The 19,443-nt window shown below is 63.0% G+C and carries 15 protein-coding genes; 8 read left to right on the top strand and 7 right to left on the bottom strand.

Features of this window, described 5'->3' with window-relative positions; all coding sequences use genetic code 11:
* Positions 1 to 2: 2 nt before the first annotated feature.
* Positions 3 to 2,372: a TonB-dependent siderophore receptor gene (locus tag QMG80_RS14465; protein WP_085769812.1), complete on the bottom strand. Its 2,370-nt coding sequence runs from the start codon at positions 2,370 to 2,372 to the stop codon at positions 3 to 5.
* Positions 2,373 to 3,160: 788 nt separating this feature from the next.
* Between QMG80_RS14465 and QMG80_RS14460 the strand changes: the two genes are divergently transcribed.
* Both QMG80_RS14460 and QMG80_RS14455 read left to right on the top strand, forming a co-directional pair.
* Positions 3,161 to 3,844: a response regulator gene (locus tag QMG80_RS14460; RefSeq protein ID WP_085773402.1), complete on the top strand. Its 684-nt coding sequence runs from the start codon at positions 3,161 to 3,163 to the stop codon at positions 3,842 to 3,844.
* Positions 3,841 to 5,220, top strand: coding sequence for a sensor histidine kinase (locus QMG80_RS14455; RefSeq protein ID WP_085769810.1), 1,380 nt, complete (start codon positions 3,841 to 3,843; stop codon positions 5,218 to 5,220). The genes QMG80_RS14460 and QMG80_RS14455 overlap by 4 nt, the downstream gene beginning before the upstream one ends.
* Before the next feature lie 103 nt (positions 5,221 to 5,323).
* Here the strand turns inward: QMG80_RS14455 and QMG80_RS14450 are convergent, their stop codons facing one another.
* From QMG80_RS14450 to QMG80_RS14435, 4 genes are all read right to left on the bottom strand, one after another.
* Complete coding sequence (locus QMG80_RS14450; protein WP_085769809.1) at positions 5,324 to 5,785, bottom strand: PRC-barrel domain-containing protein; 462 nt, start codon at positions 5,783 to 5,785, stop codon at positions 5,324 to 5,326.
* Positions 5,786 to 6,075: 290 nt separating this feature from the next.
* Positions 6,076 to 6,873 carry a DUF4142 domain-containing protein gene (locus QMG80_RS14445; RefSeq protein ID WP_245300289.1) on the bottom strand — a complete coding sequence of 266 codons (798 nt, stop codon included), beginning with the start codon at positions 6,871 to 6,873 and terminating at the stop codon, positions 6,076 to 6,078.
* Positions 6,874 to 7,094: 221 nt separating this feature from the next.
* Positions 7,095 to 7,442 (bottom strand): hypothetical protein, encoded by a 348-nt coding sequence (locus QMG80_RS14440; protein WP_085769807.1) that lies wholly within the window; start codon positions 7,440 to 7,442, stop codon positions 7,095 to 7,097.
* A gap of 613 nt (positions 7,443 to 8,055) precedes the next feature.
* Positions 8,056 to 8,190 carry a hypothetical protein gene (locus QMG80_RS14435; RefSeq protein WP_280950000.1) on the bottom strand — a complete coding sequence of 45 codons (135 nt, stop codon included), beginning with the start codon at positions 8,188 to 8,190 and terminating at the stop codon, positions 8,056 to 8,058.
* A gap of 119 nt (positions 8,191 to 8,309) precedes the next feature.
* Between QMG80_RS14435 and QMG80_RS14430 the strand changes: the two genes are divergently transcribed.
* Positions 8,310 to 8,627: a DUF2795 domain-containing protein gene (locus tag QMG80_RS14430; protein WP_085769805.1), complete on the top strand. Its 318-nt coding sequence runs from the start codon at positions 8,310 to 8,312 to the stop codon at positions 8,625 to 8,627.
* Between the two features lie 434 nt (positions 8,628 to 9,061).
* Here QMG80_RS14430 and QMG80_RS14425 read toward each other — a convergent pair whose 3' ends face one another.
* Positions 9,062 to 9,322 carry a hypothetical protein gene (locus QMG80_RS14425; protein WP_085769803.1) on the bottom strand — a complete coding sequence of 87 codons (261 nt, stop codon included), beginning with the start codon at positions 9,320 to 9,322 and terminating at the stop codon, positions 9,062 to 9,064.
* 81 nt (positions 9,323 to 9,403) lie between these two features.
* Positions 9,404 to 9,616, bottom strand: coding sequence for a cold-shock protein (locus tag QMG80_RS14420; RefSeq protein ID WP_085769802.1), 213 nt, complete (start codon positions 9,614 to 9,616; stop codon positions 9,404 to 9,406).
* A 552-nt stretch (positions 9,617 to 10,168) separates the two neighbouring features.
* On the opposite strand from QMG80_RS14420, the gene QMG80_RS14415 reads away from it, so the two are divergent.
* From QMG80_RS14415 to QMG80_RS14395, 5 genes are all read left to right on the top strand, one after another.
* The gene (locus QMG80_RS14415) at positions 10,169 to 12,778 is read left to right on the top strand and encodes an ABC transporter permease (RefSeq protein WP_085773401.1); all 2,610 of its coding nucleotides are present in this window, start codon (positions 10,169 to 10,171) and stop codon (positions 12,776 to 12,778) included.
* A 207-nt stretch (positions 12,779 to 12,985) separates the two neighbouring features.
* Positions 12,986 to 14,773 (top strand): amidohydrolase, encoded by a 1,788-nt coding sequence (locus tag QMG80_RS14410; protein WP_085769800.1) that lies wholly within the window; start codon positions 12,986 to 12,988, stop codon positions 14,771 to 14,773.
* Positions 14,774 to 14,983: 210 nt separating this feature from the next.
* Positions 14,984 to 16,831 carry a cation:proton antiporter domain-containing protein gene (locus QMG80_RS14405; protein ID WP_085769799.1) on the top strand — a complete coding sequence of 616 codons (1,848 nt, stop codon included), beginning with the start codon at positions 14,984 to 14,986 and terminating at the stop codon, positions 16,829 to 16,831.
* A 151-nt stretch (positions 16,832 to 16,982) separates the two neighbouring features.
* Positions 16,983 to 17,531 carry a pentapeptide repeat-containing protein gene (locus QMG80_RS14400; RefSeq protein ID WP_158658514.1) on the top strand — a complete coding sequence of 183 codons (549 nt, stop codon included), beginning with the start codon at positions 16,983 to 16,985 and terminating at the stop codon, positions 17,529 to 17,531.
* Between the two features lie 228 nt (positions 17,532 to 17,759).
* A complete protein-coding gene (locus QMG80_RS14395) occupies positions 17,760 to 19,415 on the top strand; it encodes a serine hydrolase domain-containing protein (protein ID WP_158658513.1) in 1,656 nt (551 codons plus the stop codon).
* Positions 19,416 to 19,443 lie beyond the last annotated feature (28 nt).

Below are 19,443 nucleotides of genomic sequence, written 5' to 3'. Positions count from 1 at the left end.
CGTCAGAACTCCGCTCGGATGGACGCGATGAACGTTCTCGGCGCGCCGGGGAAGATGCTGAAGCGGTCGAGCGCGTGCGCGTAATAGGTCGTGTTGGCCAGATTCTTGACGTTGAGCTGAAACGTCAGGTTCTTCACGCCGCTCGACGCAGGAAGCATCCAGGGCTGCAGGCGATACATGACCATGCCGTCGATGCGCGCATAGGCCGGCAATTGAAAGTCGTTTTGATTATCCCCTTGGCGCTCGCCGACCGCGAACACCCCGCCGCCGAGGCTCAAACCGCGCCAATCGCCGAGCGCGTCATATTTGACCCATAGGCTGCCGGCGTGGCGAGGCACATTCTGCAGCCAATTGCCGAGCTGACCTCCCAATCCCAGATATGTCGGTCCGTTCGCGTCAGCGACGATGTGCGCCAAGTCGTAGGAGTAATTGCCGATCAGGCTCCAGTTCTCGTCAATGCGGCCGGCGACGTCGAGTTCGACGCCTCTGCTCTCCACGAGGCCGACCGGCCGCGAGAACTGCGTGCCGGGAATCGTTTGGACAATGCCCGATTTGAAGATGTCATAATAGGCCGTCGTTGCGGTCAGCCGACCGTCGAAGAGCTCGGCCTTGGCGCCGCCCTCCCATTGGAGGCCTCGCTGAGGCGCGAAGGGCGGGTCCCTGGGAGCGGGCATGCCGTTGGTGGCGCCGAAGGATCTCGAGTAGTTGCCGTAGAAGGAGAGCCATGGCAGCGGCTGGAGCACGACGCCCAGTCGGGGGCTCCACGCCTGGTCGAAGGCGTTTCGGAAACCGAGACCTGTGTTGGGGTTATAGGGCCCCAAGGCTTCCGCGAAAGAGTTCGCGCCGAACCCTCGCGCGTAATCCGCCCAGTCGTGCCTTCCGCCTAAGAGCACATGCACCTTGTCGTCGAGGAAGGAGATCATGTCCTGCCCGTAGACGCCCTTCCAGGCTTGCGGATAGGCAGTGTAGAAATTGTCCGTCGGCTTGACGTATCCGGAAAGGCTGTAGCTCGGAAGGAACATGTTGATCGGCGACAGGCCCAGCGGACGGCCAGAAAAACCGAAATCATGATTGTCCTCGTTCCAGTAATCGCTTCCGAGCAATATCGCGTGCTGGAACGGGCCGGTCTCCAGTTTCCCCTTGAGATCGAGGTTGCTGCTGAGCGCCCAGCGGTGAGCGTTCACATCCCAGTCATCGCGCGTGATTTGGCCGGTCGCTTCGTTGACGGAGCTATAATCGGTAATTCTCTGCGCCCACTGGATATCGGTATAGGAGAAGCGATTGGTGAGGCTCCAATCATTGTTGAAATCCATCGTCCAATCATATCCGATGAGCCCTCTCTCCATCCGGCTGGGGTTGGCGCGCGTCACCGCGGGGTCCTGGAGATAGCGGCTGATCGGGATGGGCGCGGGGTGATCGTTAACCGCTGGAATGGCGCTATCCGCATCCGCGACGAAAATGGTGTTCTGATACTCGGCGTCGACGTTGAACCGGAACCGCTCGGCCGGTCGCCAACTGATCGTCGGCGCGACGAAGGCGTCCTGGTTGGTGACAAAATTGCGGAACGAGTCGCTGTGATTGAAGGAGAGATTGACGCGGTAGAGCCAGTCCTTGTCCTTCGTCAAAGGACCGGTGGCGTCCACGGTCGTTCGCGTGAGCCCCCAGGAGCCAGTCTGCTCCTCGACCGAGAAGTAAGGCGTGTCCAGCGGACGCTTTAGGACGAGATTGACGACGCCGCCCGGCTCGAGGCGTCCGAACAACATGGCCGCGGGACCCTTCAAGACCTCGATCGATTGCAAATTGGCGGTCTGAAGATGGGTTATTCTCAGCATCTTCAAATCGTTGCGGAAGATGCTGACGTTGGGAATCCCGCGGATCGTGAAGCCGTCGTAAAAGGTGTCGGGGGCCGGCTGCACGCTGCTGACATTTCCGACGATCGCGTCCTCCACTGAAATGTCCTGCTGATCGTCCATCACTTGTCGCGGAACGACCTGGATCGAGACCGGATTTTGTAGGATGGGGATGTTGTCCTTGGTCGCCACGGCCGGCGTCTGGAGATTGACCGTATAGCCAGTAAACCGACCGCCGAGTCCGGCGCCGCTCTGGCTTGAGCCCGGCGCTTCCGTTGCAACTCCCTGCGCTTCGGCCGCCACCGCCGCCGGCGGCGGCGGTGGCGCCGTCGTCGGCGGTTCCGCCAGCGGCTCCTGCGTCACCCGGTGGGCCGTTTGGTGTGGCGGTTTGGCTTTGGCGGCCGTTCGATGCGGCGGATGAACGTCGATTTCCGGAAGCGTCTGTTGCGCGACAGAGGCGGAGACGAGCACAAGGGTGAGCGCGCTGGCGGAAGCGCCGCGCAGCAATATCGAGCGGAACATGAGGATCTCCTGATGCGGCCGGTTGCAGGCCGCTTGGACCGGGATTGAGGATTGCGGCCAGTTGGCCGCTCGGTCGGATCAGGAGTGGGAGGGCGGCGCGCGCGATGACCAGGAACTGGCCCAGCCGAGAGGGCGGGCCCCTGAATCCTTGAGCAGAGTCCCAAGGATCGAAGCGGTTCTTTTAGGCGCGAGGTAAGCTATCTCGCCCAAAAATGCGAGCACAAAGACCAGGGACGCGTCGCGCCCGCTCGCCGCGCAGAAGATGCAGCATTGCGCGTGGTTGCGATGTTCCCCTATCGGCGCGCCGTCGCTGTCATGCGTGACGCAAGATTGTGCGTTTGTCTCGGCAACGACGCCCAAGGCGCCGACGCGAAAAGACCCCTGCTGGAGCCACACAGAAACGGGAGCCGCAAGCGCCTGCAGAAGACACAAGCACACCATGACACGGGCGATGATCGCGTGAGCCGAGCCGCCTGGGCGGCGGGCCCCGTCTTTTCGCAATCTCGTCCGTTCCGTGCTCATTGCCTGAGTGGAGCTCTTTTGCGCGTCATAGGGAGCGACAGGCCCCGGATGGACTGCCAAACCAAGCTGTGTCGAGGCTGCAGCCTAAGCGGCGAACGTCTTGTCAACGTGACGTGAAGCTTGGGCGATGCAAAAGTGCGAACGGTGTTGCCGAAATGCCACAATAGGCGTTGCAAAGTTTTTGCGAATTCGTATGAAGGGCGCGTGTCGAACCGGCGCCTCAAAAAGGCGAGCGGGGACTTCGAGACCATCGGGTGGCGGCGCCCATGCGAATTCTGCTAGTCGAGGATCACGCCGAGCTGGCGGATCGCATCGCCAAACGCATCAGACGCGCGGGATACGCCGTCGATCATTTCGGCTCCATCCGGGAATCCGAGGCGGCGCTAGGGGAGCAAGCTTACGCCGTCGCTCTGCTCGATCGGCGCTTGCCGGACGGTGACGGCCTCACCCTGGTCTCACGCATCCGGCGCCAACAGCCAGGCAGCCGCATTCTGATGCTGACAGCGTTGGACGCGCTCGACGATCGCATCGAGGGACTGGACGCTGGAGCTGACGATTATCTGGTGAAGCCCTTCGATCTCGATGAGATGATGGCGCGCATTCGCGCCACTCTCCGGAGACCCGGTGGCGAACGCACGCCGCCGATTGCGGTCGGCGCGCTCTCCTTTGACATCGATACCCGCATCGTCACGATCGAAGGCACTCCCGTCGTGCTGTTGCGGCGAGAATTGGCCTTGCTCGACATGTTGGTGCGGCGTGCCGATTGCGTGGTGACGCGCGAGTCTCTCTTGTCCGAAATCTATGGTTGCGACGACGAGATCGACGAGCATGCTCTGACGAAACTCGTCTCGCGCTTGCGCGCAAGGCTGGCCGAGCTCAATGCCGGGGTCAACATTCATACCGCGCGCGGTCTGGGCTATATGCTCACGAAGGCGAGACCGAGCGCATGAGGGGCCGCGCCTCGCTTGCGCTGCACCTTGTCGGTTATCTCGTCGTCGCGCAATTTCTCGCTTTCATGATCGCTTGGGCGATTACGCTCGGTCTGGGGATCGCTCATATATGGATATTCGACTTATCGTTGGACACGCTGGCGACGTCCCGCATCAGAGATCTCGTGATCGCGTCACTCGTTCGTGACGCAGACCATGGAATCCGAATTGAACCCTCGCCTGAATTGCTTGCGGAGTCGCGACGAACCTCCGCCTTGAAATATGCGGCCTTCGACGCGATGACCTATGAGCCGCTTCCCGGATCTTCCCCCGAGCTCGCTAAGGCCTTGACGAGCGTCATTCGGATCAATTCGCCGCACACGCATTTTGTCCTACCGGAAGACCCGAAGTCGACGCCGAAGGGTTATGCCGCTCCCATTTCGACTCCTTTCGGCCCCTTGCAGATCGCTGTTTATGGTTCGAGATTTCGGTTGGATGACATTTATTATGCAATGGTCGACTCATTTCAGTGGTCGGCGGTCGAGATTTTCACAGCGATAGCGGTGACGGCCGCCCTTGCGTGGCTCGCGGTTCGGCGCGGGCTATATCCCCTGCGCGCGCTTTCTGACGAGGCGACGCGGATCAATATGGATTCCCTCGATCAGCGCCTTTCCACGAACAATGTGCCAGCAGAGGTCGCGCCTCTTGTGTCGGCGATAAACAACGCGCTCGCCAGGCTCGATCAGAGCGCAATGCGACTGCGTCGATACACAGCGAACGCCGCGCATGAATTGCGAACTCCGCTGGCGATCATGCGCGCGCGTCTGGAAGATGCGGAAGAACCGACCTTCAAGACGGATTTGATGCGCGATGCGAGCCAGTTGCAGGCCATCGTGGAGCAAATGCTCATCGCGGCGCGTTTGACGGAAAATCAGGTCGCGATTGATCAGGAGATGGATCTCGTGAAGGTGATCCGCGAGATCGTGTCCAGGCGCCTCCCGCTGGCCGTCAAATGCGATCGAGCCATCGAGTTCGAGGCGCTGGGTTCGCCCGTGGTGACACGCGGCAATCGACGCGCCGTCGAATGCGCCGTCGCCAATTTGATCGACAATGCGCTGCGCGCCGAGCCCGTGGGTGGAACGGTGCTTGTGCGGGTCAGAGAGGATGCGGTCTTCGAAGTGATTGATCATGGAGAGGGCGTGCCGTTTTCCGACCGCGACATGATCTTCGAGCCCTTCTGGCGCAAGAGCGACGTCACGCCAGGCACGGGATTAGGACTGGCGATCACAAAGGAGCTGATCGACAAGAATAACGGCCGCATCTGGGTCGAGGATACTGAAGGGGGAGGCGCGACGTTTATCGTGTCCTTCTCCAATGCGGAGGCCGGCACATGTTGAAATCGCGCCTTAGAACGCTTGGTCAGGAGACGCCGGCTCCAGAGTGAAAAAAGGCGAGGCCTGAAAATGGTCTCGCCTCATCATTTTCACTCTCGCGGCTCGCTTAGGTCAGGGGCTCGCGGGGCGTCATCGGAGGCTCGGGGGAGATGCCGCTTGGCTCGCCGGCCGATGCGGAAGTTCCGGACGCTATCGACGAACGGCCGCCCTCTTGCAGCCAATAGGGCTGCGTCCCGAAGTGCTCGTGCCAGTCCGACTCCCAGTCGCGGCTCGTCCAGCTGTCGTCGCTGAACTCGGGCGCATCCTTGAGCTGCTGCTCCGTGATGTTCGCGATATAGGCTTCCCGGCTCATGTCGTATTTCAACGCGTTCCAGGGGACGGGATAATGCCTGTGTCCGAGGCCGAGGAAGCCGCCGAAGCTGATGACGGCGTAACGCACGTTCCCCGAAACTTTATCGATCATGAGGTGGTCGATCTCGCCGATGTCTTTTCCAGCGGAATCGGCAACCTTCGTTCCTTCCACATCTTCGCTTGAGATGAGATTGAAGGTCGGTGATGCAGTCGCCATTTTCGGGCTCCTCGTCGGGTATGTTCCGGCGTCGCTCTCGTTCCTTGCGCGGAAGGCGACGCTCTGGGAGCATCAGAAACCGCTCGCAGCGCAAATTGTTCCGGACGCAGCTTAATTTCCTCGTTCGACGGGAGTTCCTTGTAACGCGAGCTCCTTGATCAACGCGGGGCTTGCCGTCGGCTTGCTTCTAAGCTCCCTATCAAAAACTCAGAGCATGTCGTGACTGGAAAAGCGCTTCGCACTTTTCCAGGACATGCTCCGGCTGAGGGGACTCTTTGCTTCAAAAGGCCTCAGCGCAGCGTGTCCGCCAGCTGGAGGTGACGCTCGAGCTCAGGCAACGCCTTGGCGGCGAAGTTCTTCAGCTGTTCGTTGTCGCCTTTTTCCGAATAGCGGCGGAACAGCGATATGGCCTCCTTATGCGCGTTGATCTGATCGCGGCGGAACTGCTTGGAGAAATCCGAGCCACTCAACCGCGCGAGCTCGTCCAGCATCTTTCTTTTTGAGGAATCGAGCGCATTCGGCGCATTGGGGTCGATGCCTTTGAGCTGGGAATAGCTCTTCTGGTGGTCGGTGATGATGTGCTGCGCGAAGGTCTTGTCGGAAGCGTCGCCCTTGGTTTGAGCGAGCTGCCCCGACTCGATTTCAAACTGATCGGCAATCGCGGCTTCATTGACGAAATCCTGCGACGAAGGACTGAGGTTGAGGACGGAATTCACGCCGCTCGACTCCATCGCGCTCGTGCCGGCGTAAGCGGGGAGCGCGAAGACGAGACAGGTCAGGATGGCTGCAGAAGTTTTCATCCGAATTCTCCAGGTTTGCTCGCGCTGGCCGGGTTGCTGAGGCTCACGCGCGGACTGCGCACGCAAATAGCGAGCGTGGGGAGAGCGGCAAGCGTGGCCAATGTAGCTGCGTGCGCGCGGGGTGATGGTCACGCCTAGAGCGCGATGCAAAAAAGTGACAACCGGCTTGTCGCGTGAATCGCGCTCTGCAATTTTGGAATCGCTCACCTTATCCGCGCTTGACCGATTCCGCTCAAAGGCAGCGTGATATAGCGCACTTCCCTTTGAACGGAATCCTCCGATAAGCACCCGCGCCAATTCGGCAGGCGGAGCGAATTCTGATCGCTGAAGTCTGTCAACTTCTGTGGAATTCGCTCTCCTTGCGCCTCGATTGCCGCCGAAGGTTCAATCGCGCCACGCCGCGTGGCGCCAAGGTTGAAGCGAGCAATCTCGCGACGAGCTGATCAGCCGTCCATGGCCGGCGACCACTCCTGGCCGCCACCCTAAATCTGCTCAGGACCAGTATTGCATCATTCTTTCGGTTGCTGCTGGTCCGCGCTCTTCTGATTCTCGACCATCGTGAAGACCGTCAGAGAATCGGGACCAATCAGCATCGTCACGGGATAGCCCTGCTTATCCTTGGCGCTGACCAAAAAAGAGTCCGGCACGACCTTAACGTCCGTGAAGCCCTGCGAGGTGAGCTTCTGCTTCAACTCTTGAGGCAGGTTTTGCGCATTTTGGCGCATCGTGGATTGCGTGTCGGGGGAGGCCGGAGCAAGTCCCGACGGCGACTGGGTCTCGGGGGCGGTCGCGGCGAAGGCGGCCGTAGAGATGAGAGCAAGGCCGAGGGTCGTCGTGAGCAGAGGTCGTCTAATCATGGCGTTTCCTTTCAGTCCCCCCCCGCACCGCCAAATAACCGAGCAAATCTTCCATTGTTCCGTGCGATGAGTCGCTTCCGGCCGAGGTGATTGAGCTTCTTTCTCATCCCTGAGGCCGAGCTGTAATCGAATGAGGATAACAGAGATAGAAAAAATGTAGGCGAAAGCTATAAAAATCAATAGCTATACGCTATTTAGTTTAGATACAACTGTGTCTTAGCCATTTATTTCGAGGGTGTTGCTGATAAAAGCTTAATATTTTGGCTATTATTGGGAACATTTGAAATAGCCCGCGGGTTATCGAGCTTGTGGCGGCGCCAGTGCGGCTCGCGGCTAGTCTGCAAACGCCGGGGAGATTCGCGGGCGTTCCTGGCGGCGGGAGAGCAGGTAGCGGCGCTGACGACAAGCGCGAGCCGTTCGAGGCGACGCATTCTATCACTGGGAGAAGGAGCCATAGACGATGGCGACAGCACGCTACGAAGAGTCCCGTAGTCGTCGACCGCCCCCGCGCGATGAGGCGGGTCGCTTTGAACGAGAGCGGAGCGATGAGCGCGGGAGCGATCGGCGCTCGTATCGGGATGAAGAGGAAGATGAAGACTATCGCTCGACGCGCTCAGCGCGCGGCGGCGGCTATGAGGGTGGCTCCGGGGAGCGAGGCGGCTACGCTGAAGACGTGGGTCAGGGCGGCTATTTCGGCGATCCCGAAGGCCATTCCGAGATCGGGCGCCGCGGCGGACAGACGCGCCATGAGCGCGCGATGCAGGCGCCTCGTCGGGAAGCCCCTACGAGCAGTCGTGGTCGCAGCCGGAGCGACGAGGGCGACTACGAACCATCGCGTCGACGACACTAACGGTAAAGGAGAAGCTTATGACACGAGGACTGGGCGGCGTCTCGCCCGCGAACGTCACGCATCATCTGAGTGGCGTGAATTTTCCTGCGCGCAAGCAGGATCTCGTCAAGAAGGCCAAGGCCAATGGAGCCGACCGCGACATCCTGGAGATGATCGAGGACATGCCGGACATGGATTTTGAAAACATGGCCGATGTGATGAAGGCTTACGGCGAAGCGGATCGGGGGCGCGGCGAGCAGGGCGGCTCGTCGGAGCGCGACGCCGGCGAATCCGAGCACAGCAGCGGTCGCGGTGAGCCGGAGGGCGGCGGCGGAGGTCGAGGTCGCAGTCACTGACACTTATGATGCATGGAGTCCCGCCGCGCCAAGGCGCGGTGGGGCGTATCCTAAGTCATGCTGCGTTCGGGCAGAATCGCCTGAACGCAGAAGACCCTGTCCTGATTGAACGCGCTTTTCCCGGAGAGGCTCTAGCCTCGAGCGTCCGGCCTCGAAGCGTCCGGCCTCGACCGCCGCCGCAAGGGGAACGCTTCGCCGTCGTATAGCGGCCGGATTTCGCGTCCGAAATAGTGCAGCCCATTCACTTCCAATGAACAACTGGACAGGGTTTTTGGAGAGAGCTCCTCGACGGCGTACTGAATGGCGTCGGCCGCGCGGCGAAAACGGCGGAAAACGAGCGATTTGTTTCTGGCGCTATCGCCTTTGGAGAAGAAGAGACCGGCTTCCATCCGATAGTCCTCCGGATCCATTGTCCGTCTCCTTCCTTGTGCAGATTATGTCGCTTTTTCCGATTCCGGGTGCTCCAGCGCCGCCTCGAAGGTGACGCGTTCATGCCCGTCGGTCTCGCACTTCAGTCGATATTGTAGCCCTTGCCCGCCGTCAGGCAAATGTCGCAAGACGCGAAAAAGCACTTTTTCGGATTGATGGCCCATCCGGTAGACGACCGAAGCGCCAACGGCGAACTTGTGGCTCGCCGGCGAAAAAATCCGTGCTGCGCCACGGAAACGCCCGGCCGCACTGATGACGTCGCCCATGAGGAGCTCCCAAATGCGGCTTGCGTTTGAAGGGTTCGGAAATGGGCCGACGTTCTCGTCGGCCCGCAAGACAAAGCGCGATCAGGCGACGAGTCGCAGTTGATCTGCGGAAGACTTGCCGCTGCGCCGATCCACGGCCAGCTCGTAGGTGACCTTCTGCCCTTCGGCGAGCCCGGTCAGACCGGCGCGCTCGACGGCGCTGATGTGAACGAACACGTCACTTCCGCCGCCCTCCGGGGCGATAAAACCGAAGCCCTTCTGACCATTGAACCATTTCACTGTGCCTGTCTGCATATTTTGTCCCTTTCCAGGAGCAGAGCGGGCCGCTCGCGCGTCCCATGCCAATCGTAGTTCTGGAGAGGAAGTCACGAGCTGGCGCGCAGACGCGTGGGAGCAAGTTCATTCGGCCGAAAACTCGATATTCGCTATATGGGACTGGGGATGCTCCAACGCAACTTTTTTCTTTCAAAGTTCCTTACCGTCAAGCTTAAAAGGCGTCTCGGGCCGCCGGGGATCTGTAATCTACGCCGCAAGTCGGAGCGATGACCCTGGATTTGGTGGTTTTTTTCGAGGCCGAGCGGGCACGAGTCGCGCGAAATACCGGTTTCCACGTCTTTCGCATCGCGCTCCAGGGGTGGAGGCGTTTGAGCGATGAAAAACCGCGCGGCTCTTGCGGAAATGCGCTCCAAGGCGCGATGACTCGGGCCGGACTCAGCCGCTGCTGATTCAGCATGTGCTAAAGACGTCGCGGCCGACGTCCATTGGACATGGCATAGCAGAGATGCGGCCGCCTTGGCGCGAAATCCGGCCGAGACGACCGACGCCGTCAAATCGCGAGACAGATTGATGCCTTTAGAAAATGCCTCGAAGGCGATCCTTTGGCGGGGCAAGGCTGCCCGTCTGCCGCTTGCGCTGCGCTATGCGTTGCGCGATCTGATTGGCGATCCTCGCGGTTTTGGCGTCTTCGTCGCCTGCATCGCGATCGGTGTCGCGGCGATCTCCGGCGTCGAGGGTCTCTCCTTCTCGCTCGCGCAGGGGCTCGCGCATGAGGGCAGGGCGCTGCTCGGCGGCGACGTCTCCATTGCGCTGGCGCATCGCGATTTCTCCGACGAGCAGCGCGCCTATTTCTCGGCGCGCGGCCATGTCGACGAGATCGCGCTGATGCGCGGCATGGCGCGGCTGGATAACGGCGACCCGCAAAAGGAAACGCCGCCTCCGGCGCTCGTCGAGATCAAGGCGGTCGACGCCGCGATCTATCCGCCGTTCGGCGCGCTGGAGACGGAGCCCGGGATGACCGCTGCCGCGGCGCTCTCCAAGGAGGGTGACAATTTCGGCCTCGTCGCCGATTCGCTGCTCATGGCGCGTCTTGACGCCAAGGTTGGCGATCGGCTGACGATCGGGGGGGCGCGCTTTGCAATCCGCGCCGTGATGCGCGCGGAGCCCGACAAGCTCTCGGGGGGCCTGGGATATGGCTCGCGCGTGCTGATCTCGCATGAGGCTTTGCTGGCGACGGGATTGGTGCGGCCGGGCACGATCATTCGTTATCTCGCGCGCCTGACGCTGCCGGGCGCGCCCTCGGATGAGGACGCGACGCGCTTTGTCGAGGCCGCAAACAAAGCCTTCCCGCAGGCTGGCTGGGACGTCCGCAAGCGCGACGCGGTGTCGCCGCAGTTCTCCAAGAATCTCGAGCGCTTCACGCAGCTTCTGACGCTCGTCGCCTTGACCGCGCTCGTCGCTGGCGGCGCCGGAGTCGCCAATGCCGTGCAGGGCCTCGTGCAGCGCAAGCGCCAAGCCTTTGCGGTGCTCAAGGCGCTGGGCGCGCCAGCCTCGCGCGTCTTTGCCATCGCCTTGTGGCAGGTGCTGACCATGGCGACGCTCGCCATCGTGATCGGGCTCGCCGTCGGCGCCGTCATGCCATTTGCGGCGGGCGAGGCCTTGCGTCGCGCGCTGGAGCTGCCGATCGCGATCGGCGTCGACTATCGGGGTCTGGCGATCGGCGCCTTCTACGGCCTGCTCGTCGCGCTCGTCTTCGCGCTGCCGCCGCTCGGGCGCGCCCATGACGTGCCGGTGGCGGCGCTCTTGCGCGACGACCGCGACGGCGACGTGAGCAAGGCGCCGTTGCGCTATCGCCTGGCGGCTTTCGTCGCGCTGGCCGCGCTTGGAGCCGTCGTCTTCGTCACGGCGGCCGACAAGACGCTGGCCGCGGCTTTCGTCGCCTCGGTGCTCGGCGCCTTTCTCCTGCTGCGCGGCGTCGCCTGGCTCGTCATCCTCGCGGCGAAGAGGCTCCCCCGCGCCCGCGACGCGCGGCTGCGTCTGGCGCAGGGCAATATCGCGCGTCCCGGGAGCTTGGCTCCGACGCTGATCGTCTCGGTCGGCGTGACCGTGACGCTGATGGTGGCGCTGGCGCTCGTCGAGGGAGCGATCCACGCCGAGCTCGAGCGCTCCGGCACGGGCGCCGTGCCGGATTTCTACTTCATCGACGTGCCGAAGGAGGAGGCGGGCGCCTTCTCCGCCTTCATCGAGGAACAGGCGCCTGGGTCGCATGTCGAGCATGTGCCGATGATGCGCGGGCGCATCGTCGCGGTGAAGGGCGCGCGCGCCGAGACGCTGCATCCAGGCGAGGACGCCGCCTGGGTGCTGGAGGGCGACCGCGGGATCACCTTCTCCGCCGAGCCTGCCGAAGGCGCGCGCATCATCGAGGGCCAATGGTGGCCGAAGGACACGCAGGAGAAGCTGGTCTCCATGGAGGAGCGCGTCGCCAAGGGTCTCGGCCTCTCCATTGGCGACGACATCTCCGTCAATGTGCTGGGACGCGAGGTGACAGCGAAGCTCGTCAACCTGCGCAAGGTCGAGTGGCGCAGCTTCGGGATCAACTTCGTGATGGTCTTCTCGCCCGCGACCTTCGTTGGCGCGCCGCACTCGGAACTGTTCACGGCCCGCTATCCGGCGGGCGCCGACTCGAAAAGCTTTGATGCGCGAATCGCGCGGGAAAGCGCGAAGCGCTATCCCATAGTGGCGGCGGTGCGCGTCAAGGAGGCGCTGGAGGCGGTGGACAAGATCGCCACGCAGCTCGCGCTCGCAGCGCGCGCCGCGGCGGCTATCGCGATCTTGACGGCGGTGCTCGCGCTCGGCAGCGCGGTCGCGGCGAGCGAAAGGGCGCGCATTCACGACTCGGTCGTGCTCAAGACGCTCGGGGCCACACGCCTGTGGCTCGTCACCTCCAACGCGATGGAGTTTCTGTGCCTGGCCTTGGCTGCGAGCCTCTTCGCGTTGGCCGCGGGCGCGGGCGCGGCTTACGCGATCGTCGAATTTCTCATGAAGATGCGTTTCGTCTTCCTGCCCGGCGCCATCGCTTTGACGACGCTTGCCGCGCTCGCCGCGACGCTCCTCCTTGGGCTCGCCGGCGTCTGGCGCGCGCTGTCGAGGAAACCCGGGCCGGAGCTGCGGAGCTTGTAGGAGCCGGGCAAGTTCGCGCTCTCGATTTCTGCGAGAAGTCTTCGGGCGCTGCCTTCGGGGCGCTGCGCCGTCTTGTCAAAAGGCTGCGCCGTCTTGCCAAAAGCTTGAAAGAAGGGGAGGATCAGCGTCGCGACCACCCCCAAGGGGGCTCCCGATCTTCCGCCGAAACAACGCAACGCCGCTCCCAGCAACCGTGGAGGCCGAGATATGTGCCGCGCCTGCTTCAATCCGCTCGTCCTGCATGGCGATTTTTTCGAGGGCGGGAGATCCCGCATTTCCGGCGACGGCGCATTCAATAATACCCGACGCGGCTTCATGGCCTGTTCGGTCGCCGCCGCGACGCTCGCCGCGACCCTCCCAAACGCGGGCGGCGCGCGCGCGCAGAGCCAAGGCGCGGACGTCATCTTCAAAGGAGGAAAGATCCTTCCCCTTCCGGGCGGGCCCAGCGTGAGAGCGCTGGCGATCGGCGGCGGCAAGATTCTCGCGCTCGGCTCCGAAAGCGCCGTCGCCGATCTCAAGACCAAGAACACGAAAATCGTGAACCTCGAGGGACGGGTGCTGATGCCGGGCTTTATCGACCCGCATCATCACACCGTTCTCGCCGCGCTCATATTCGAGCTCTTGACCGACGTCGGCTATTTGAGGTTCCCGACGCGCGGGAAATTGATGAGCGAGCTGCGCGCGATCGCGACGCGCACGCCGCCGGGCCAGTGGATCGCCTGCAGCAACTTCGACAATCTTCTGCAGGGCGGCGACCTCTCGAGGGAGGAGCTCGATGCGGTCTCGACCAGCCATCCCATTCTGGTCTGGTACACCAACGGTCATGACGCCTGCGTCAACTCGCTCGCGCTGAAGACCGCGCATATTCCAGAGAATGTCGGCGCCTTTCCCGGCGGCGGCCGTTTCGGCCGAGACGAGAAGGGGCGGCTCAACGGCCTCGTCTATGAGGAGAGCGCCATGAGGAAGGTTGTGCTTCCGGCGCTTCCCAAGATCACGCCGCAGCTCGCGGCGAAGGCGGTGAACGACTATCTGCGCACCGTCGCCGCAGTCGGAAACACGATGCTGCACGAGCCCGGAACGCTGCGCTCCGATTGGATTGCGCCCTTCGCCAAGCTCTCCAATCGACTGGCCTGCCGCACGAGCGCGAGCCTCATGTACGACGACATGAAGGGCCTCGAGCCCTATCGCAGCCTCGGGCTCGGCGCGAAGGCGATGCAACTTCCGGATTCGCTGTTCACGCTTTACGGCGTCAAGATCGTCGGCGACGGATCGAACCAGACCGAGACGGGCGCTCAGACGCAGCCCTATCTCGACACCACGAGCAAGGGCTCGCCAAATTATGACGCGGCGCAGCTCAAAGAAATGGTCGCCGCGATCAAGGCCGCGGGACTACCGGTATTGATCCACGCCAATGGCGACCAAATGATCGACATGGCTCTCGACGCGATCGAGGCGGCCTACAGCGGCTCGACCGAGCACGGCGTCAACCGGATCGAGCATTCGACGATGGCGCGCGCCGATCAGCTTTTGCGCATGAAGGCGCTCAACGTTCAGCCGAGCTTCCTGATGAACCATGTCCGCTTCTATGGCGCGGCTTATCGGAACGAGATTTTCGGCCCGGAGAGAGCGGCTTTCACCGATCCCGCTGGCGCCTGCGTCAAGGCCGGCCTGCCATTCACGTTGCACACCGACTCGCCCTGTTCGCCGCCCGGACCGCTCGCTCTCGTCAGCACGGCGATCACGCGCCGTTGCGAGATCGATGGCTCGACGATCGGCCCGGATCAGGCGATCACGCTCGACGAAGCGCTTCGCGCCGTGACCATCGACGCCGCGCGCCAGCTGGGCATGGGTGACCGTATCGGCTCGCTCGAGAAGGGCAAGGAGGCCGATCTCGTGATCCTCGAAGATGACCCCTATAAGACGAAGCCCGAAAAGATCGGCGGGATCAAAGTCAGCGAGACTTGGGTTGCGGGCGAGAGGAAATACAGCAGTTGACGCGGTTTGGCGGGAGAGAACGGAGCCGGATGGATGAGACGGCTCTTTTTTGCTTGGCCGCAAAGGAACCTGACGGGCTTGCCACGGTCCCCTGCGTGAAAAAGGCGTGAGACTGGAAAGCAGAAAGCTTCTCGTTCGCAAAATCCTGTTAGACTTCTGCGAAACTCGCCCCAGATTTTCGCCCGAAAGTCGCTCTCTTGAACGAGGCCTATGACCCCTCCGTCCCCGCTCGAGTCCTATCGCGAGGCGCTGCTCTTCCTCGCCACTGCTGGCGTCGTCGTGCCGCTTTTCCACCGGCTGCGGCTCAGCCCGGTGCTCGGCTTCCTGGCGGCCGGCGTCGCGTTGGGACCTTTCGGTCTCGGCCGATTTGGCGATCACGTCGAATTCCTGAACTATCTGTCAATTTCGAATGTCGAACGCGTCGCGAGCGTCGCCGAGTTCGGCCTTGTCTTTCTGCTCTTCATGATCGGCCTGGAGCTCTCCTGGGAGCGGCTCGAGCGCATGCGCCGGCTGATTTTTGGGCTTGGTCTTGCGCAAATGCTCGTCTCGACCGGCGCGCTCGCTGCGATCGGGTATTTTTGGTTCGCGCTCGATCCCGCGCCGTCGCTCGTCATGGGCGGGGCGCTGGCGATGTCATCGACCGGACTCGTGATGGGGGTGCTCGCCGAAACGCGGCGCTTGAACAAGCCCGCCGGACGCGCCGCTTTCGCCGTCCTGCTGACGCAAGATCTCGCGGTCGCGCCGGCGCTGCTGTTCATCTCGCTCATGCAGCGCGCCCATGAGCATCCGCTCACGCCGTTTGAGCTGTTCGCAACCTTCGCGCCGGCCTGTGTCGCGCTCGGCGGGCTGATCCTCGCGGGACGGCTGTTTCTGCGGCCGCTCTTTCACCTCGTCGCGTCGGCGCAATCGACCGAGCTTTTCGTCGCAGCCTGCCTCCTCATCGTCGTCGGCGCCGGGGTTGTGAGCGCCTCGGCCGGCTTTTCGATGGAGCTCGGCGCTTTCGTCGCCGGCCTGCTGCTCGCGGAAACGGAATATCGCCGTGAGATCGAGGTGACGATGGAGCCCTTCAAGGGCCTGCTCCTCGGACTCTTCTTCGTCTCCATCGGCGCCGAGCTGAACCTGGACCTCTTACTGGGCGACCCTCTGCTGTTCGTGGGTTACGCCAGCGGGCTCATCGGCCTGAAGGCGGCGCTCACGAGCTTGCTTGCGCTTGCCTTGAAATTTCCCGCCTCCGTCGCCGCCGAAACGGGTCTGCTGCTTGCGCCGGGTGGCGAGTTCGCCTTTGCGCTATTGACCTTCGCGAGCGTCGCAGGCGTGCTGCCGGGCCAGCATGGGGCGGAGGCGATGGTCGCGGTGACGCTGAGCATGTTCGCGGCGCCGCTGCTGGCGCGGCTCGGGGCGCGCTTTCCTTCGGGAAAATCCGCCGAGGCGTTGCGGGCGGAATTCGCGCATCTCATGCCGGAAGGCGACGTCGCCGCCGGCAAGGTGCTCATTGTGGGCTTCGGGCGCGTCGGGGCGCTCCTCGGCGAAATGCTCAGCCGGCACGAGATTCCCTTCGTCGCGATCGACGACGCGGTTTCAGTCGTCGCCGAACGGCGCAACGAGGGCGTCGACATCTATTGGGGCAGCGCGGAGAAGCGGGAATTGCTGGCCAAATGCGGGCTTGAGCAGGCGCGGGCGCTCGCCGTCACCGTGACCAAGGTCGAGGCGGCGGTCGAGATTGTGCGGGTGGCCCACGAGATGCGTGGCGACATGACGATCGTCGCGCGCGCGCGCGACGCGGATCACGCCACCCGCCTCTATGAAGCGGGCGCGACCGACGCGATCCCCGAGACGATCGAGGCGAGCTTGCAGCTCGCCGAAACCGTGCTCGTGGATATCGGGGTCCCCATGGGCCATGTCATCGCTTCGATCCACGGAAAGCGTGACGAATATCGCGAGATCTTGAAGCCCAAGGCCGAAGAGGCGCGTGAGCGCCAATTCAAGCGATTGGCGTTGCGAAGCCGACTCCTGGCCCGCCGCCGCGTCCAGAATCAGGCCGAGGACGAGACGGGCTAGCGGCGTTCTGATCGCGTGGAATTAAGCGGTCGAAAAAGATTTCGCTCCAAATCCATTGCAATGTGCCAAAACGCAACGCGGCTGCACGCGTATTGAGTCTATTTCCCGATATCGGCGTCGCTCGATGGACCGGCGCCAACGGGAGAGAGCCGTGTTTCGGGATTTTACGCTGCCGCCGGGCGACCGCTCGCTTGCTGGCGCGACGATAAAAGGGCGCGACCTGATTTTTGCGCGGCTTTCAGGAGTCGATCTCTCCGGCGCCGATCTCCGCTGGGGCGTTCTCCGCTGCTGCAAGCTCGACGGCGCGATCCTGAGAGGATGCCGCCTCAGCGGCGCGTCTTTCCAGGAGACGGATCTCCGCGGCGCCGATCTCCGCGGCTCGGATCTCTCTTTCGATAGCGTCGCCGGATCCACGCGTTTCGATGCCGCCGATCTCTCAGGCGCGGATCTGCGCGGCGCCGACATGGGCGGCGCCAGCTTTCGGCGCGCCCGCCTCGTCGGCGCGGACCTGCGCGAGGCGTGCGCCCGCTCGAGCCGCCCGGATCATCCGACTCGCTTCGACGGCGCGGATCTTGCCGACGCGCAGCTCGGCGGCGCGGACCTGACGGGTTGCGTTTTCGATAGCGAGACGCGATTCCCTCAAGGATTCGATCCGAGCGAGGCCGGCATGATCCACGCCAAAGACCGGAGCGCGTCCTGATCGCGTGGAATCACGCGAAAGAGCATGTCGAGCGAAAGACTGGTTTCCGCTTTTCGCATCGCGCTTCCGCGCGTTTCCTGCTCGAACGGAAATCATCCGAGCGATAAGAAATCGCGCCAAAGTCGTGCTTGCGCTTGTCGCGCCCCGGGTTGGCGGATACCATTTCTCGATGCTCTGGGCCTTCGAGATGCAACATTTCCCTCGCGACCGCTCGCCTCGCCGCGCCCCATGACGCGATCCGCCGCGCTTCGGCTTGTTTTGACGGCCTGGCTGCTCGCCAATGTCGGCTTTCGCGCCGCATTCGCCGAGGTGGTCTGCGATGATCGCGCCTGCCTCGATCTCGGCCTCCTCAAGCAGAATCTCGTTTCCGGCCTGAAGGACAAGGTCGAGGGCTATGTGGTGATCGTCGGCGATCTGCCTCCGGCCTTCGGGGGCCTCGCGCAAAGCGCGTCCGACGCGCCGCCGAACGGCGTCGCGATGACTCCGCAGCGTCTTTCCAATGTCGCGAGCCTGAGCAAGGTCCTGACGACGGTCGCGCTGCTGCAGGCGCTGGAAAAGCGCAAGCTCACCATCGATCAGAAGATCGCGCCCTTCCTCTATCCGGATTGGCCGAAAGGCCCGAATGTGGAAAGCGTCACCTTCAAGGACCTCCTCACCCATCGCTCCGGCTTTCGCGGCGCGCTTGTCTCCTCCGATCCCCATTATCCCGATTGCGGGAGCACGCTTTACTCCAACCTCAAGGCGCAGATCGCCTTTGGGATCGAGCCCGCCGACCGGCAGATCCCGCTCTATTGCAACGCCAATATCGGCCTGATCCGCGAGCTCCTGCCGCAGCTCGAGGGTCGAAAGGATATCGCCGCGGAGCGCGACGAGAACAAAAGAGCGAAGAAGAGCTCGCAGTTTTATATCGATTATGTGAACGAGCATGTGTTCCGCAGCGTCCTCAATGCTTCGCGCGCCTGCAAGCGAACGAGCCGTTCCGATTATGCGCTCGCCTATTCTTTCCCCGCTGATTCGACTCCCGGCCACGAGTGGAGCGATGGCGGCCTCATCTGCGGCGCCAGCAATTGGGTTTTGAGCGCGAAGGACATCCACGCGCTGCTCACCGCGCTCGGCCACGGCGGCAAGCTCCTTTCCGAAGGGGCGAAAACCGCGATGGGCTGTCAGCGGCTCGGCTGGGACAATGGGGTGAGGCCCGCCGATTGCCCCGAGGGAAATCTCTGCAAGCACGGCGCGGTCGGCTATTACCCGTCTCCTGACGCGCCATACCAGGCCGTTCGGACCTACGCCGGGCTCTTCACCTGCGACACGCCGGTCGTGCTTTTCGCCAATTCGCCTCTGCCGTCGACGCCCGATGACGCGCTGACCTTCGTCCGCGACGCTCTCAAGCGCGCGACGCTCGACCATGCGCCGAAGGGCGCCCGCCATTGCAGAAAGGCCCAGTTCTCATTGGCGACGAAATGCGTCACTCTCGCGCCGGGACAAAGCGCGCTGCGCGTCGCCGCCGAGACTTTCGAGGCGCGAGGGCGCGATGCTTCCGCGATCCGTGTTGCTGTCACCGGCCTGCCGGAGGGCGTGACGGCCAAATGGGTCGAAGCGGCGCGCCCCATTCGAGCCGCGGCCGGCTTCATCGAATTTTCCGCTTCTCCCGCGGCCCCGAGCGGCCACGCCGTGGCGCGCGTCACCGCAAGGAGCGCCGTCGCTTCATATGCCGCCGCTGTGGACGTCACCGTCGGCGAAAGCTGTTCGGCGGGCGCAGGCTGCGAGAGCTCTTGCGGCGGAGCCGCGCCCGCCGGGTGCGGCGGATCGCTCGTCTGCGCCGGCTGCCCGAGCGGCGAGGCGTGCTCGCAAACGACGTCTGTCTGCGTCCCGGCGCATCCCTGATTTTCGAAACGTCCAGCGGTAAAATGAC

The organism is Methylocystis bryophila, from assembly GCF_027925445.1.
Taxonomy (GTDB): Bacteria; Pseudomonadota; Alphaproteobacteria; order Rhizobiales; family Beijerinckiaceae; genus Methylocystis; species Methylocystis bryophila.
Note: the sequence above shows the minus strand (reverse complement) of the source record. Positions and strands in the feature narration are given on the sequence as shown.

Excerpts from the sequence above, each read along its gene's own strand:
- QMG80_RS14465 (WP_085769812.1), bottom strand. The coding sequence starts at position 2,372 with ATGTTCCGCTCGATATTGCTGCGCGGCGCTTCCGCCAGCGCGCTCACC.
- QMG80_RS14460 (WP_085773402.1), top strand. The coding sequence starts at position 3,161 with ATGCGAATTCTGCTAGTCGAGGATCACGCCGAGCTGGCGGATCGCATC.
- QMG80_RS14455 (WP_085769810.1), top strand. The coding sequence starts at position 3,841 with ATGAGGGGCCGCGCCTCGCTTGCGCTGCACCTTGTCGGTTATCTCGTC.
- QMG80_RS14450 (WP_085769809.1), bottom strand. The coding sequence starts at position 5,785 with ATGGCGACTGCATCACCGACCTTCAATCTCATCTCAAGCGAAGATGTG.
- QMG80_RS14440 (WP_085769807.1), bottom strand. The coding sequence starts at position 7,442 with ATGATTAGACGACCTCTGCTCACGACGACCCTCGGCCTTGCTCTCATC.
- QMG80_RS14435 (WP_280950000.1), bottom strand. The coding sequence starts at position 8,190 with ATGGCGCGTCTGTCCGCCGCGGCGCCCGATCTCGGAATGGCCTTCGGG.
- QMG80_RS14430 (WP_085769805.1), top strand. The coding sequence starts at position 8,310 with ATGACACGAGGACTGGGCGGCGTCTCGCCCGCGAACGTCACGCATCAT.
- QMG80_RS14425 (WP_085769803.1), bottom strand. The coding sequence starts at position 9,322 with ATGGGCGACGTCATCAGTGCGGCCGGGCGTTTCCGTGGCGCAGCACGG.
- QMG80_RS14420 (WP_085769802.1), bottom strand. The coding sequence starts at position 9,616 with ATGCAGACAGGCACAGTGAAATGGTTCAATGGTCAGAAGGGCTTCGGT.
- QMG80_RS14415 (WP_085773401.1), top strand. The coding sequence starts at position 10,169 with ATGCCTTTAGAAAATGCCTCGAAGGCGATCCTTTGGCGGGGCAAGGCT.
- QMG80_RS14410 (WP_085769800.1), top strand. The coding sequence starts at position 12,986 with ATGTGCCGCGCCTGCTTCAATCCGCTCGTCCTGCATGGCGATTTTTTC.
- QMG80_RS14405 (WP_085769799.1), top strand. The coding sequence starts at position 14,984 with ATGACCCCTCCGTCCCCGCTCGAGTCCTATCGCGAGGCGCTGCTCTTC.
- QMG80_RS14395 (WP_158658513.1), top strand. The coding sequence starts at position 17,760 with ATGACGCGATCCGCCGCGCTTCGGCTTGTTTTGACGGCCTGGCTGCTC.